This window comes from Georgenia sp. TF02-10 (assembly GCF_022759505.1).
Lineage (GTDB): Bacteria > Actinomycetota > Actinomycetes > Actinomycetales > Actinomycetaceae > TF02-10.
On sequence record NZ_CP094289.1, the window covers coordinates 62,333 to 75,289 of the forward strand.

The 12,957-nt window shown below is 76.6% G+C and carries 13 protein-coding genes; 9 read left to right on the forward strand and 4 right to left on the reverse strand.

The features are described 5' to 3' along the window. The first annotated feature begins 251 nt into the window (after positions 1-251). The 7 genes from MF406_RS18620 to MF406_RS00355 all read left to right on the forward strand — a co-directional run bounded on the left by MF406_RS18620 (position 252) and on the right by MF406_RS00355 (position 6,962). Positions 252-767, forward strand: coding sequence for a TetR family transcriptional regulator (locus MF406_RS18620; RefSeq protein WP_256463916.1), 516 nt, complete (start codon positions 252-254; stop codon positions 765-767). Positions 768-802: 35 nt separating this feature from the next. Then, positions 803-1,408, forward strand: coding sequence for a response regulator transcription factor (locus MF406_RS00330; protein WP_242896019.1), 606 nt, complete (start codon positions 803-805; stop codon positions 1,406-1,408). Between the two features lie 101 nt (positions 1,409-1,509). Then, entirely contained in the window at positions 1,510-2,271 is a 762-nt protein-coding gene (locus MF406_RS00335) for a deoxyribonuclease IV (protein ID WP_242896020.1), read from the forward strand. 276 nt (positions 2,272-2,547) lie between these two features. Beyond that, positions 2,548-3,516, forward strand: a complete 969-nt coding sequence (locus tag MF406_RS00340) for an ABC transporter ATP-binding protein (RefSeq protein WP_242896021.1) — start codon at positions 2,548-2,550, stop codon at positions 3,514-3,516. A gap of 15 nt (positions 3,517-3,531) precedes the next feature. Beyond that, positions 3,532-4,386 (forward strand): ABC transporter permease, encoded by an 855-nt coding sequence (locus MF406_RS00345; protein ID WP_242896022.1) that lies wholly within the window; start codon positions 3,532-3,534, stop codon positions 4,384-4,386. A gap of 167 nt (positions 4,387-4,553) precedes the next feature. Beyond that, on the forward strand, positions 4,554-5,876 hold the full coding sequence (locus MF406_RS00350; protein ID WP_242896024.1) for a sensor histidine kinase: 1,323 nt from the start codon (positions 4,554-4,556) through the stop codon (positions 5,874-5,876). Between the two features lie 165 nt (positions 5,877-6,041). Next, positions 6,042-6,962, forward strand: a complete 921-nt coding sequence (locus tag MF406_RS00355) for an SDR family oxidoreductase (RefSeq protein WP_242896025.1) — start codon at positions 6,042-6,044, stop codon at positions 6,960-6,962. A 23-nt stretch (positions 6,963-6,985) separates the two neighbouring features. Here MF406_RS00355 and MF406_RS00360 read toward each other — a convergent pair whose 3' ends face one another. Next, the gene (locus MF406_RS00360; RefSeq protein ID WP_242896026.1) at positions 6,986-7,963 is read right to left on the reverse strand and encodes a glycosyltransferase family 2 protein; all 978 of its coding nucleotides are present in this window, start codon (positions 7,961-7,963) and stop codon (positions 6,986-6,988) included. Next, complete coding sequence (locus MF406_RS00365) at positions 7,960-8,700, reverse strand: MBL fold metallo-hydrolase (protein ID WP_242896027.1); 741 nt, start codon at positions 8,698-8,700, stop codon at positions 7,960-7,962. The genes MF406_RS00360 and MF406_RS00365 overlap by 4 nt, the downstream gene beginning before the upstream one ends. A gap of 397 nt (positions 8,701-9,097) precedes the next feature. Here MF406_RS00365 and MF406_RS00370 point away from each other — a divergent pair, with 397 nt between their 5' ends. Beyond that, positions 9,098-10,180, forward strand: a complete 1,083-nt coding sequence (locus tag MF406_RS00370) for a YihY/virulence factor BrkB family protein (protein WP_242896029.1) — start codon at positions 9,098-9,100, stop codon at positions 10,178-10,180. Between the two features lie 107 nt (positions 10,181-10,287). Here MF406_RS00370 and MF406_RS00375 read toward each other — a convergent pair whose 3' ends face one another. Then, entirely contained in the window at positions 10,288-11,493 is a 1,206-nt protein-coding gene (locus MF406_RS00375; protein WP_242896030.1) for a sorbosone dehydrogenase family protein, read from the reverse strand. A gap of 91 nt (positions 11,494-11,584) precedes the next feature. On the opposite strand from MF406_RS00375, the gene MF406_RS00380 reads away from it, so the two are divergent. Beyond that, a complete protein-coding gene (locus MF406_RS00380; RefSeq protein WP_242896031.1) occupies positions 11,585-12,037 on the forward strand; it encodes a hypothetical protein in 453 nt (150 codons plus the stop codon). 133 nt (positions 12,038-12,170) lie between these two features. Here the strand turns inward: MF406_RS00380 and MF406_RS00385 are convergent, their stop codons facing one another. After that, positions 12,171-12,941: a TetR/AcrR family transcriptional regulator gene (locus tag MF406_RS00385; RefSeq protein ID WP_242896032.1), complete on the reverse strand. Its 771-nt coding sequence runs from the start codon at positions 12,939-12,941 to the stop codon at positions 12,171-12,173. Positions 12,942-12,957: the final 16 nt, after the last annotated feature.

Consider the following 12,957-nt stretch of genomic DNA (forward strand, 5'->3'; position numbering starts at 1 on the left):
GGCGGTGTCGGGGCGCGTGCGGCCGACGGCGCCCGGGCGCGCCTGGTCGCCGCGGCGGCGGTCGGCGCGGTGGGAGCGGCCGGGGCGGGGGCCGCGGGCGGCGCGGTCGGGGTCGCCGTCGTGCGGGCGGGGTGGACGGACGGCCGTCTCGGCGGGCGTGGGCATGGCAGGACCTCGGGATCGATCGAACTGTACCGGCTGGACGGTACACCAACGCGGAGCGCAACACCGCTCCGGGTACGGTCATTCCCATGTCGGCGACGCGCGACCGGATCCTCGACGCCTTCGAGTCCCTGCTCATCAGCCAGGGTCCGCGCGCCGCCACGCTCGGCGCCGTCGCCGCCGCCGCCGGGGTGTCCAAGGGCGGGCTGCTCTACCACTTCCCCAGCAAGGCGGCGCTCGCCGAGGGCCAGCGCGCCCGGCTCGCCGCGCTCGGGTCGGCGGACGTGGCCGCCATGCGCGCCGCGCCGGAGGGCGCGACGGCGGCCTACCTGCGCGGGTCGATGGAGTCCGGCAGCCCGCTGGACCGGGCGATCGTCGCGGCCGTGCGGCTGTCCGAGGAGCCCGGGGAGGCGACGGCGGTGCTGGACGAGCTGCGCACCGGCTGGTACGACGCGCTGCTGGAGGAGCTCGGCGACCCGGCGCTCGCGCACGTCGTCCAGCTGATCGGGGACGGGATGTACTACAACGCCGTCACCGGCATCCGGGACGACACCGCGCTCGCCGACGCCCACACCGTGCTGGCCCGGCTCCGGCCCGGCGCCTGACGCTGGCCGCGGCGGGCTGCCACCATGGGCGCACCATGATCCGCCTGCTGCTCGCCGACGACGAGACCCTCATCCGCGACGCCCTCGCCGGCCTGCTCGGGCTGGAGGAGGACCTCGCAGTGGTGGCCACCGCCGCCTCCGGGCCCGAGGCGGTGGCCGCCGCCCGCAAGCACGTCCCCGACGTCGCCGTGCTGGACCTGCAGATGCCCGGCCTGGACGGGATCGCCGTCGCCGAGCAGCTCGCCGCCCAGGTGCCCGGCTGCCGCAGCGTCATCGTCACCAGCCACGGCCGTCCCGGGTACCTGAAGAAGGCGCTGGCGGCCGGCGTCGCCGCCTTCCTGCCCAAGACCGTCTCGGCGCGGGTGCTGGCCGACGTCGTCCGCCAGGTGCACGCGGGCGGCCGGTACGTCGACCCCGAGCTGGCCGCCGCCGCGATCAGCGCCGGGGACTCGCCGCTGACCCCGCGGGAGTCCGACGTCCTCGAGCTCGCCGCCGAGGGCGCGCCGATCGAGGAGATCGCCCAGCGCGCCCACCTCTCCGCCGGCACGGTGCGCAACTACCTCTCCGCCGCAGCCGCGAAGCTCGGCGCCGCCAACCGGCACGAGGCGGTCCACGTCGCCCGCCGGCACGGCTGGATCTGACCGGCGCGCCGGGAGCGGCCGGGGCCGGCCGGCGCAGGCCACCGCCACCGCCCCGGTCGGCCGGTGCTGGCGCCGGCCGCCCGCCGCCTAGGCTCCTGCCCATGGGACAGATCGGTGCGCACGTCCGTGACGAGGACCCGGTGGCGGCCGGGCGGGAGGTGGGCGCGGAGATCGTGCAGTTCTTCCTCGCCAACCCGCAGGGCTGGAAGAAGCCGCAGCCGCGCCCGGACGCGGCCGAGGTGGTCGCCTCCGGGCTGGGCGTCTACGCCCACGCGCCGTACCTGGTCAACGTCGCTTCGACGAACAACAAGATCCGCATCCCCAGCCGCAACATGATCGCCCAGCACGCGGCGGCGGCCGCGGCGCTCGGCGGGCGCGGGCTCATCGTGCACGGCGGCCACGTCGGCGCCGGCGACGACGTCGCCGTCGGGGTGGCCAACTGGCGCAAGACGCTCGAGCGCGCGACCTACCCGGTCCGGGTCCTGGTGGAGAACACCGCCGGCGGGGAGAACGCGTGCGCCCGGGACCTGGACCGGCTCGCCCTGCTCTGGGACGCCGTCGGGGAGTTCGACGTCGGCTTCTGCCTGGACACCTGCCACGCCTGGGCGGCCGGGCTGGACCTGGAGACCGTCGTCGACGACGTCCGGGCGATCACCGGCCGGATCGACCTCGTGCACGCCAACAGCTCGCGGGACCCGGCCGGCTCGAGCCGGGACCGGCACGCCAGCTTCGCCACCGGCACGATCCCGCCCGAGCTCATCGCGCACGTCGTCCGGGAGGCCGGCTGCGACGCGCTGGTGGAGACCCCGGCGGAACGCCAGGCGGAGGACATCGCCTTCCTGCGGGCCGCGCTCGCCGGCTGACCGCCCGTCGGGGCGTGGTGACGGTGGCCGGCGCCGGGGGCGTGGCGACGGCGACCGGCGCCGGTCGGGCGGGCACAGGGGGCCCGGGCGGCACGGGTGGGTGGGCGGGTTTGAGGCGACGGCGGCACCCGGGCGGCGGCGGCACCCGTCGGCCGGGCGACCCGGAGCCCCCGACCGGCCCGGATGACATCTGTCATGCCCCGCCCGGGCACGCGTCACGAGAACCGGTGACCCCGCGCACCGGTCAGCGCCCGGATCCCGCGGGAGCGTGGGGGCATGGACACCTCAGTGATCACCGCCCACGCGCTGCGCCGGACCTACGGCTCGGGCAGCGACTCCTTCGAGGCCGTCCGCGGCATCGACCTGCAGGTCCGGCGCGGGGAGCTCTTCGCCCTGCTCGGCACCAACGGCGCCGGGAAGACCTCCACCCTGGAGGTCCTCGAGGGCCTCGCGCCCGCCTCCGCCGGGCGGGTCCGGGTCCTCGGCCACGACCCCTACCGCGAGCGCCACGCGGTGCGCCCGCGCACCGGGACGATGCTGCAGGACGCCGGCTTCCCACCCGAGCTGACCGCCGCGGAGACCGCCCGGCTCTGGCACGGCACGCTCTCCCGGCCGGTGCCGGTGGACCAGGCCCTGGCCGCCGTCGGCCTCGAGCACCGCGCCGGCGTGCACGTCGCCGCTCTCTCCGGCGGGGAGCAGCGCCGCCTCGACCTCGCCCTCGCCATCATGGGCCGCCCCGAGGTCCTCTTCCTCGACGAGCCGACCACCGGCCTGGACCCGCAGTCCCGGCGGGCCACCTGGGACCTGGTCGCCGGCCTCCTGCACGAGGGCGTCACCGTGCTGCTCACCACGCACTACCTGGAGGAGGCCGAGACGCTCGCCGACCGGCTCGCCATCATGCACGCCGGCCGGGTCGCGCGGGCGGGCACCGTGGCCGAGATCGTGGCGACGGAGACCGCCCGGATCACCTTCGCCGACGACGCCGACGTCCCCGCCCTGGAGCTCACCGCCCTGCCGGCCCTCGCCGCGGCGCCGGCCCGCGAGCGCGGCCGGTGGACGCTGACCGCCACCGACCTGCAGGTCACCCTCACCGCCCTGCTCACCGCCGCCGGCGACGCCGGCGTGCAGCTGACCGGCCTGGAGGCCCGCAGCGCCAGCCTGGAGCAGGCCTTCCTCGCCGTCGCCGCCGACGACGACGCCCCCACCGCCCACGGCAGCCGGCGTACCGCGCCGGTGGCCGCCTGAGAACGGAGCGCCCCGATGACCACCCTGACCCCCACCGCCCCGGCCCCGGCCGCCGCGTCCCGCCCGGCCTGGCGTGGCGCGCTCCGGCGCCTCACCGCCCTCGCCCGGGCCGAGCTCACCCTGCTCGTCCGCAACAAGGTTGCGGTGTTCTACGCCGTCCTCGCCGCCCCGGTCTTCGTCCTCGCCCTCGGCAGCTCCGGCCTGCTGGACAACATCGCCGACGTCATGCCGGGCGGCGGCATGACGACCATGCTGGTCGTGCTGCTCGTGCTGATGGGGATGTCGATGTCGGTGTACATCAACGTCACCACCGCCGTCGTCGCCCGCCGCGAGGCCCTCGTCCTCAAGCGGCTGCGGACCGGGGAGTCGCGCGCCTGGGAGATCCTCACCGCCGTCGCCACGCCCAACGTGATGATCCTGCTGGCGCAGGTCGTCCTGGTCACCGCCGCCCTCGCCGTCGTCCTGGAGGCACCGGCGCTGACCAACCCGCTCGTCGCCGCCCTCGGCGTGCTCCTCGGCGGCGTCGTCTTCGCCGAGCTCGCCTACCTCACCGGGGTCAGGACCCGCACGGTGGAGTCCGCCCAGCTCACCACCATGCCGCTGTTCATCCTGTCCTTCTTCGCCTCCGGGTTCATCATCCCGCTGCCGATCCTGCCCGACGCCGTCGCCGCCGTGCTGCGCTACCTGCCCGTCTACCCGGTCACCGAGCTCGTGACGATCGGGGTCGGCGGGGCCACCATGGCCGGCGAGCCGCTGGACCTGGCGGCGACCTTCGCCGCCGCCGCCCAGCCGCTCGCGGTCATGGCCGTGTGGGCCGTCGTCCTCGGCTACGCCGCCGCCCGGTACATGCGCTGGGAGCCGCGGCGCTGAGCGGCGGGACTGGGGGTCCGGGCCGGGGCGCCGCCTCGGCGCCGAGACCCGCTCGGCGGGGTGCGCCGGGCGCCGGGGTCGCGACGCCGAGACCTGGGCAGGGGCCGCGGCACCGAGACCTGGGCCGGGGCACCGGGCGGACCACCGATGCTGGGAGAGTTGAGACCGTGACGAGCACGAGCGGGCCGCGCGGGCGCACCGACCCGGAGCGCTTCGACCTGTACACCCGGTGGTCGCTCTACCTCCTCCTCTTCACCACGCCGCTGCTCGGCGTCGGGGCCGTCGACGGCCTCGCGCAGGGGCCGGCCGTGCGCGGCTACCTCCTCGGCCTGGTCCTCGAGGCGGCCGTCGCGGCCCGGGTGACGGCCCTGGCGCTGCGCCGGTTCCTCGCCGGCGCGCGGGTGCCCGCCGGCTGGTACCTCGCCCTCGGGCTGGTCGCCGCGGCCGGGGCGGGCACCGCCGCGCTCGCCGTCCCCCCGGCCGAGGGCCTGGCCGGGCGCGCCGGCGCCGTGGCCGTCCCGCTCGGGGTGGCGCTCATGGCCCTCGCCCCGGTGCTGCGCACGCGGTGGCTGGTCCTCGGGACCCTCGCCGTCGCCGGCGCCGCGGCCGCGTCCTTCGCCCTGCCGGTCCCGGGCGGCCCGGACCCCGGGGTGCACCCGCTCCCCGCGGCGATCAGCATCACCTTCGCCGTCGGCGGGATCGCGGCGAGCTTCCGGCTCTCGGCCTGGATGCTCGGCGTGGTGTGGGCGCAGGAGCGGATGCGGACCGTGCACGCCCGGCTCGCCGTCGCCGAGGAGCGGCTGCGCTTCTCCCGCGACCTGCACGACGTCGTCGGCCGCACGCTCTCCGGCATCGCGATGAAGAGCGAGCTCGCCGCCGAGCTGGCCCGGCGCGGCCACGACGGCGCCGTCGAGCAGATGCTCGAGGTGCGCGGGCTCGCGCAGGACGCGCTCCAGGAGGTCCGCGGCGTCGTCGCCGGGTACCGGGCGGTGGACCTCGCCACCGAGCTCGACGGTGCCCGGTCGGTGCTCCGCTCGGCCGGGGTGAGCACCCGGGTGATCGGCGAGGGCACCACGCTGCCCGCGCCGGTCCAGCAGGCGCTCGCCTGGGTGGTCCGCGAGGCGGTGACCAACGTCGTGCGGCACGCCCGGCCCGGCTCGTGCACGATCGACCTCGACCTCGACCGGGAGCCCGACCGGGCCGGAAGCGGGCGGGGCGATGTCGCCCGGCTGCGGATCGTCAACGACGGCGCGGGCCCGGACACCGGCCCCGGCACCGGCTCCGGCCTGATCGGGCTGCGGGAGCGGCTCGCCGCGGTCGGCGGCGAGCTGAGCACCAGCGCGGGTAGCGGGACGTTCACCCTGACCGCGACCGTGCCGCTGACCGCCGCGCCGAGGGCGGCTACGGGGCCGGCAGCGGATGGGCAGGCACCGACCGGGCGGACGGCGCTCGGGCAGACGGGGCCGGTGACACCGGCCGGCGGCGCATGACACGACGAGCAGCGACGGAGCTTCCCGCTCCTCGTCGAGGACGGTGAGCCCGCCCGGCCGCTCCGCCGCTCCCGCCCGGGGTGACCGCGGCCGCCGGCGTGCGCGGCGCCGTCGGCTGGCCCAGGCTGGACGGGTACCCACGCAACCGACCAGTCAGGAGGAGCGATGGCTACCGACGACGCCAGCGCCACCACGACCGACCAGCTCACCTTCACCAACCCGGTCACCCGGTACCCGACGATCAGCCCGCCCGAGCAGCAGCAGGACGAGCCCGGCCTGGAGTCGCAGATCGAGCCGCAGGCCGACCTCGGGGAGCAGTCCTACCGCGGCACCGGCCGGCTGGAGGGCCGCAAGGCGCTGGTCACCGGCGCCGACTCCGGGATCGGCGCCGCGGTCGCGATCGCCTTCGCCCGGGAGGGGGCGGACGTCGCCATCACCTACCTGCCCAGCGAGGAGCGGGACGCCCAGCACGTCGCCGAGGTGATCCGCGACGCCGGCAGCACGGCGGTGACCATCCCGGGCGACCTGACCGACCCGGCGTTCTGCCAGGAGGTGGTCGAGCGCGCCGCCGCCGAGCTGGCCGGGCTGGACATCCTGGTCAACAACGCCGGCAAGCAGGTCGCCGTCGAGAGCCTGGAGGAGCTGCCCGACGACCAGCTTGAGCAGACCTACCAGGCCAACGTCCTGGCCATGTTCCGGATCACCAAGGCCGCGCTCAAGCACCTGCCGCCCGGCTCGACGATCATCAACACCACCTCCATCGAGGCGTACAAGCCCGCGCCGATCCTGCTGGACTACGCCTCCACCAAGGCCGCCATAAACAACTTCACCAAGGGGCTGGCCCAGCAGCTTGCGCCGAAGGGCATCCGGGTCAACGCCGTGGCGCCCGGCCCGGTCTGGACCCCGCTCCAGACCAGCGGGGGCCAGCCGCCGGAGAAGCTGCCGCAGTTCGGGCAGAGCACCCCGCTCGGCCGGGCCGGGCAGCCCACCGAGATGGCGCCCGCGTACGTGTTCCTCGCCTCGCCGGAGTCCAGCTTCGTGATCGGCGAGACGCTCAACGCCAACGGCGGCATGCCGACGCCGTAGCGGGCGGCGCTTCGCCAGCGGCGTCACCGACGCGGCCGGCCGGCCGCTCCCGCGGCCAGCGGTGCCGGGCGCCTGACCGACGGCGCCGACGGCGGCCGACCGCCGGCCGTCCGCCCACCAGTGGGCGCTCCGGTCGGCGCGGCCTCGGCGACGTCGTCCGGATCCACCTCGCCCAGCCGCACCAGCCAGGCGAGGACCTCGGCGGAGAGCACCCGCCGCCGGCGCAGCGCGGCCGGCAGCTCGCGCACCGCGTCCGCGGCGCCGGCCCGCTCCGGCGGCTCGCCGTGCCACGCCCGCTGCAGGCGGGCCGTGGCCGCGGGCCAGGGCAGCCGCATGAACCCGGTGAGCACCGCCGCCCGGGCCACCTGGCGGCGCCGCTGCGCGGCAAGGTGCCGGCGGGCGCGGGGCTGCCGGTGCACCACGACGTCGTCCCGGTAGGCCAGGTGCCAGCCCTGCTCGGCCAGATCCCAGGCGAGCCGCTCCTCCTCGCCGGGAGAGCCGACTACCGGGTCGAACCCGCCGGCCGCCAGGAAGGCCGACCGACGCACCACCGCGGCGCCGGCGACGAACCCGAGCAGGCCCGGGGCGCCGTCGACGGGCGGCAGCGGCGAGGCGGCCAGCGGCGCGCACGCCGGGTCCGGGCGCCCGTCCGGGCCGAGGATGCGGGCGGCCACCACGGCGAGCCGGGGTGCGGCGTCCAGGGCCCGGGCGGCTGCGGCGAGGGAGCGGGCCGGCCACCAGGAGTCGGCGTCGGCGAGGGCCACGTACTCGCTCCCCGCCCGCCGCACCCCGAGGGTCCGGGCGTACGCGCCGGCGTCGCGGCGCAGGTGGACCACGGTGACGGCGGGGCAGGCGCCGCGCACGGCGGCCGCGGAGCCGTCCGTGGAGGCGTTGTCCACGTAGATGACCGGGGCGGGCTGGCGGTCGAGGGTGGCGAGCAGCTCTGCCCGGCGGTCCCGGCCGGCGACGACGACCGTGACGGGTGGGGCGGCCGCGCTCACGCCGGGCCTGCCGCCCGGGCAGCGGCGGCGGCGGCTGCGGCGTCCGGCCAGGGTTCGCCGTGCCCGGGCAGGACGACGGCGGCCCCGGTGTCGGCGAGGGCGTCCAGCGAGCTCAGGGCCTGGGCGGAGTCGGCGGTGGCCGCGCCGGCCACGATCCGCGGCCCGGTCCGGCCGGTGTAGGGGTCCAGGGTGACCAGGGCGTCGCCGCTGAGCAGGGCGCCGCGGTCGGGCAGGTGCAGGGCGCAGTGGCCGTAGGTGTGCCCGGGGCTGAACACCACCCGGGGCCGGCCCGGCACCGGCACCTCGGCGCCGGGTGCTAGCGTCTGCCCAGCGGCGGTGCCGCGGACCCACAGCGCCCCGGCGGCCGCCATCCTGGCCAGCAGCGGGATGCTGGCCGGGTAGCGCAGCGGGTAGACGCCCCGGACGGACTCGTGCGCGTACCGGTAGGGGTGGGCGACCAGCCGCTTCTCCGCCTCGTGCGCCCACACCGGCACCCCGAGCCGGGCCTGCAGCCGCCGGGCCACGCCGACGTGGTCGAAGTGGGCGTGGGTGAGCACCAGCGCCCGTACCTCGGACGGCCGCCGGCCGACCGCGCGCAGGGCCCGGCCCAGGTGCGGCCAGACCGCCGGCAGCCCGGCGTCGACCACCGTGACGCCGTCGTCGTCCTCGACCAGGTAGCAGTTGACGACCGCGTGCTCGATCCGGTGCACCCCCGGGGCGACCTCCCGGTGCAGCATCGCTCCTCCTCGTGCTTCGTCTGGGTGCGGCCTGGACGACGGCGGCGCTGCGGCGGCCGGCCGCCGTCCGGTGATGGTGCTCACCGTGGCACGGGTCACCGGGCGGCGCATGCGGAGCGGGGGCGCGGAGCGGGCAGACGCGTGCGGAGCGGGCAGGCGGGTCCGAAGTCGGTCGGCCCGGTCCGGTCCGCCTCCTCGGCGGGTCGCCCCTGCGGGCCGGTCTTCCTCCGCCGGCGACCGCCTCGCCCGGGCCAACTCCCCTCCCCCGCCGATCACCGGCCGCGGCCCGTCCGCCGCCCCAACCGCGCCCTCGCCCCGTCCCCGCGCCGGCGCTCCGGTTGCCGGGGCGGGGCGCCGGTCCCATGCTGGCACCAGCACCGCCCACCTGGAGGGACACATGAGCACGCACGACCGGCCGCACGAGGATCACCCGGCCAAGCCCGACTCCCTCAGCGAGATCCGCAAGCCCTCGTGGGGCTACGTGCTGAAGAAGTCCCTGCGCGAGTTCCTGGACGACCAGTGCACCGACATCGCGGCCGGGCTGACGTACTACGCCGTCCTGTCGCTCTTCCCCGCGCTCATCGCGCTGGTCTCGATCCTCAGCCTCGTCGGGCAGGCGGAGTCTACCACCAACGCCATCGTCGACATGCTCGAGGGCGTCGTCCCGGAGACCACCATGGAGACGCTGGAGCCGGTGATCGAGACGCTCACCACCGCGCCGGCCCCGGGCATCGGCCTGCTCATCGGTCTGCTCACCGCGCTGTGGACGGCGTCGAACTACGTCAACGCCTTCAGCCGGGCGATGAACCGGATGTACGAGATCCCCGAGGGCCGCCCGTTCTGGAAGCTGCGTCCGGTGATGTACGGGCTCACCGCCCTGCTGCTGGTGCTGGTGGCGATCGCGGGGGTCCTGCTCGTCGTCAGCGGCCCGATCGCCCGGACCATCGGGGACGTCATCGGGCTGGGCTCGACCGCCGTGACGGTGTGGAACATCGCCAAGTGGCCGGTGCTCCTCATCGTCGTCATCGTGATCGTCGCGCTGCTGTACTACGTCACCCCCAACGTGAAGCAGCCGAAGTTCCGGTGGATCAGCCCGGGCGCCGTCGTCGCCATCGTGGTGGCCGGCCTTGCCGTGCTGGGGTTCGGGATCTACGTCTCGAACTTCGGCAGCTACTCCGAGACCTACGGCACCCTCGCCGGCGTCATCATCTTCCTGCTGCTGCTGTGGATCACGAACCTCGCCCTGCTCTACGGCGCCGAGTTCGACGCCGAGCTGGAGCGGGGGCGGGAGCTGCAGGCCGGCATCGCCGCGGAGGAGAAGGTCCAGCTGCCGCCGCGGGACACGCGGGCGAGCGACAAGAAGGCCGCCAAGGCCCGGGACGACGTCGAGCAGGGCCGGCGGCTGCGCGAGCAGTACGCCGCCCGCCGGCCGGACCGGGACAGCGCAGCTGCCGGCGCGGGCGACCGCGGGCGGCGCTGAACCCGTCCTGCCTCGGAGACCGGTGACCCCGCTGCCTACCCAAGGGCCGGTGAGCCCCCTCGGGGGCCGCTGTCCCCGGGACAACTGGGGGGCAGCCGACCCCCCGCCTACCGCAGCGTCGCTGGGTCCAGCACGACCACCCGGTCGTCGCCCGGGCGGACCTGCCCACGGAAGGTGTTGGACGTGACCAGCCACAGCCGGCCGGCCGCGTCGGCGGCGACCGTGCGCAGCCGGCCGTACTCCCCGGCCAGCAGCCGGTCCGGCTCCCCGCCGTCGAGCGGGACCCGCCAGAGGGCGTTCCCGCGCAGCGCCGCCAGGTACGCCGCACCGCCGGTGACGGCGATCCCGCTCGGCGACGCGTCCGCCGTCGCCCACTGCTGGACCGGGTCGACGAACCCCTCCCGGCCGGCCGCCCCCTCCACCTCGGGCCAGCCGTAGTTCCCGCCGGGCTCGATCAGGTTGAGCTCGTCCCACCGGTCCTGCCCGAGCTCGCTGGCCCACAGCCGACCGCGGGCGTCCCAGGCGATGCCCTGGACGTTGCGGTGCCCGAGGGACCAGACGGGCGAGCCGGGGTCGGGGTTGCCCGGCGCCGGGCGCCCGTCGGCGTCCACCCGGAGGATCTTCCCGGCGAGGGAGGCGCGGTCCTGGCTGCGGGCCGGGTCGCCGGCGTCGCCGGTGGTCACGTAGAGGAAGCCGTCCGGGCCGAACGCGAGCCGCCCGCCGTTGTGGTTCCCGGCGCGGGGGATAGCGGAGAGGACGACGGCGTCCGGGACCAGCCGGTCCCCGTCCAGGCGCAGGCGCAGCACCCGGTTGTCCTGCTCGGTGGTGAGGTAGACGAAGACCCGGGTGTCGTCGGCGGGGTCGACGGCGATGCCGAGCAGGCCGCCCTCGCCCTGCGCCGCCACGCCGGGCACGCGGCCCAGGCTCGCCGGGGCTGCGCCCGGGCGCAGCCGGAGCACCTCGCCGCGGTCGCGCAGGGTGAGCAGCGCCGACCCGTCGGCGCGGAGGGCCAGCCCCCAGGGGACGTCGAGGTCGGTGGCGACCTCGCCGAGCGGGAAGGCCGACCCGGCAGCTGTTGGGCTCGGGGTGCCGGGGCCGGGCGCCGGCGTGGTCGACGGCCCGGGCGCGGGCGTCGTCGGTTCGCCGGCGGGTGCCGCGCCGGGGGACGTGGGAGCGTCGGCGCTGGTGGGCGCGGCGGACGGGCTGGGCGCGGCCGGCGACGGCGTGCCCGCTCCGTCCCCGCCCGGGCCGGCGGGCTCCCCGCAGGCCCCCACGAGGAGCATGAGCACGACCACCGCAGCAGCTCGGCGCATGACCCAGTGTGCGCCCCGGACTTGCTCGCGGCGGCGCGCAGCACATTGTTACGTTCGCTGCGGACCAGCCACCGCGTCGCGGAAGGGGCAGATGAAGGACCACTCCGAGTCGAAGATATTCGGCGGCGTCGTCATGACGCTGCTCTTCCTCGCCGCCCTATGCGCCGCGTGCCTGCCCCTGCTCGCCGGGTTGGTCGTCGCTGCCTACGTCCCCGGAACGGGCGACCTGCGAACCGAGACCGGCGGGAGTCGGCTGCTGCACCTGTTGCGGATGTACCCGGCGGTCTTCCTGTTCGCCACCGTGCTGGGCGGCGTCAGGAAGTACCTCGAGCGTGCCGGGCCCCGCCGCTGGGTGGCCGCCGGCGAGGAGTTGGCCATGTGGCTGTTCGTCTCGGCCCTCTTCACGGTCTTCTTCGAGCAGGCCGCAGGAGCCTTGCTGGGCGCCGCGATCGCCCTCCTGCTGTACTGGCCGTTCGTCCGGTTCCTGGAACGCGGCGCGGAGAAGAACGGCCCCGACCCCGAGGAACCGGTCGCCAGCAGCTGACCGCCGCCCGGTCGAGGCGTCGACCGGTCGGGGCCCATGGCCGCGGCCACGTCCCGCATGCGGCCCGCGGGCGCCCACGGGCGTCGCCCGACCGGCCCGACTCGACCAGCGGGCCGCCTCGCACGGGCGTGGCCTACCGATCGGACGCGATCAGCGGGGCCAGTCCGTCGAGCACCCTCGACAGCCCGAACTCGAAGGCGCGGCCAGGGTCCCAGGCGGCGCCCTGCACCTCCCCTGCCGCCCCGCCGACCCGGGTGGCGAGCGGGAACGCCGCGGGGTCGATCACCTGCGCGAGCAGCGGACCGGCGGTCGCCCACCACTGCTGCTCGTCCATGGCGGTCTCGTCCTCGGTAGCGGCGGCCGCCGCCGCGGATCGCGCCCAACCCTGGACGAAGGCGAGCACCCAGTCCAACGCGGCGTCCATCGTTACGTCGTCCAGGCCCAGCCCGTCGAGCGCGGCGAGCTCGTGGTCGTACTTCGCGGTCGCGCCCGGCCCGAGGGTGGGGCGGGTAGTGGAGACCGACGCCGCCCACGGGTGCGCCTGGAACAGCTCCCGGTTCTCCTCCGCGACGGCCCGGACCCGCTCGCGCCAGGGCCGGCCGGTCGTGTCCGCGCGGTGCATCTGCGCGTAGAGGTGGTCGAGCATGAGGTCGACGAGCTCGGTGCGGCCAGGGACGTAGGTGTAGAGCGTCATCGGCGCCGTCCCGGCGGCCGAGGCGACCCTGCGCATCGTCACCGCCGCCAGCCCCTCGGCGTCGGCGAGGGCCACCGCCCGCTGGACGATGGTGTCGACGTCGAGGCGCTGCCGGGGGCCGCGCCGGGGCGCCGCGACCGGGAGGGAGTGGCGCCAGAGCAGCGCGATTGTCCGTGCGGGGTCGCCGCTGCCGGCGCTCGGGGCGGTCATAGAGAATAACCCCTGC

Bases quoted from the DNA above. Each gene is read 5' to 3' on its own strand.
- MF406_RS18620 (WP_256463916.1), top strand. From the start codon at position 252: ATGTCGGCGACGCGCGACCGGATCCTCGACGCCTTCGAGTCCCTGCTC.
- MF406_RS00330 (WP_242896019.1), top strand. From the start codon at position 803: ATGATCCGCCTGCTGCTCGCCGACGACGAGACCCTCATCCGCGACGCC.
- MF406_RS00335 (WP_242896020.1), top strand. From the start codon at position 1,510: ATGGGACAGATCGGTGCGCACGTCCGTGACGAGGACCCGGTGGCGGCC.
- MF406_RS00340 (WP_242896021.1), top strand. From the start codon at position 2,548: ATGGACACCTCAGTGATCACCGCCCACGCGCTGCGCCGGACCTACGGC.
- MF406_RS00345 (WP_242896022.1), top strand. From the start codon at position 3,532: ATGACCACCCTGACCCCCACCGCCCCGGCCCCGGCCGCCGCGTCCCGC.
- MF406_RS00355 (WP_242896025.1), top strand. From the start codon at position 6,042: ATGGCTACCGACGACGCCAGCGCCACCACGACCGACCAGCTCACCTTC.
- MF406_RS00365 (WP_242896027.1), bottom strand. From the start codon at position 8,700: ATGCTGCACCGGGAGGTCGCCCCGGGGGTGCACCGGATCGAGCACGCG.
- MF406_RS00370 (WP_242896029.1), top strand. From the start codon at position 9,098: ATGAGCACGCACGACCGGCCGCACGAGGATCACCCGGCCAAGCCCGAC.
- MF406_RS00375 (WP_242896030.1), bottom strand. From the start codon at position 11,493: ATGCGCCGAGCTGCTGCGGTGGTCGTGCTCATGCTCCTCGTGGGGGCC.
- MF406_RS00380 (WP_242896031.1), top strand. From the start codon at position 11,585: ATGAAGGACCACTCCGAGTCGAAGATATTCGGCGGCGTCGTCATGACG.
- MF406_RS00385 (WP_242896032.1), bottom strand. From the start codon at position 12,941: ATGACCGCCCCGAGCGCCGGCAGCGGCGACCCCGCACGGACAATCGCG.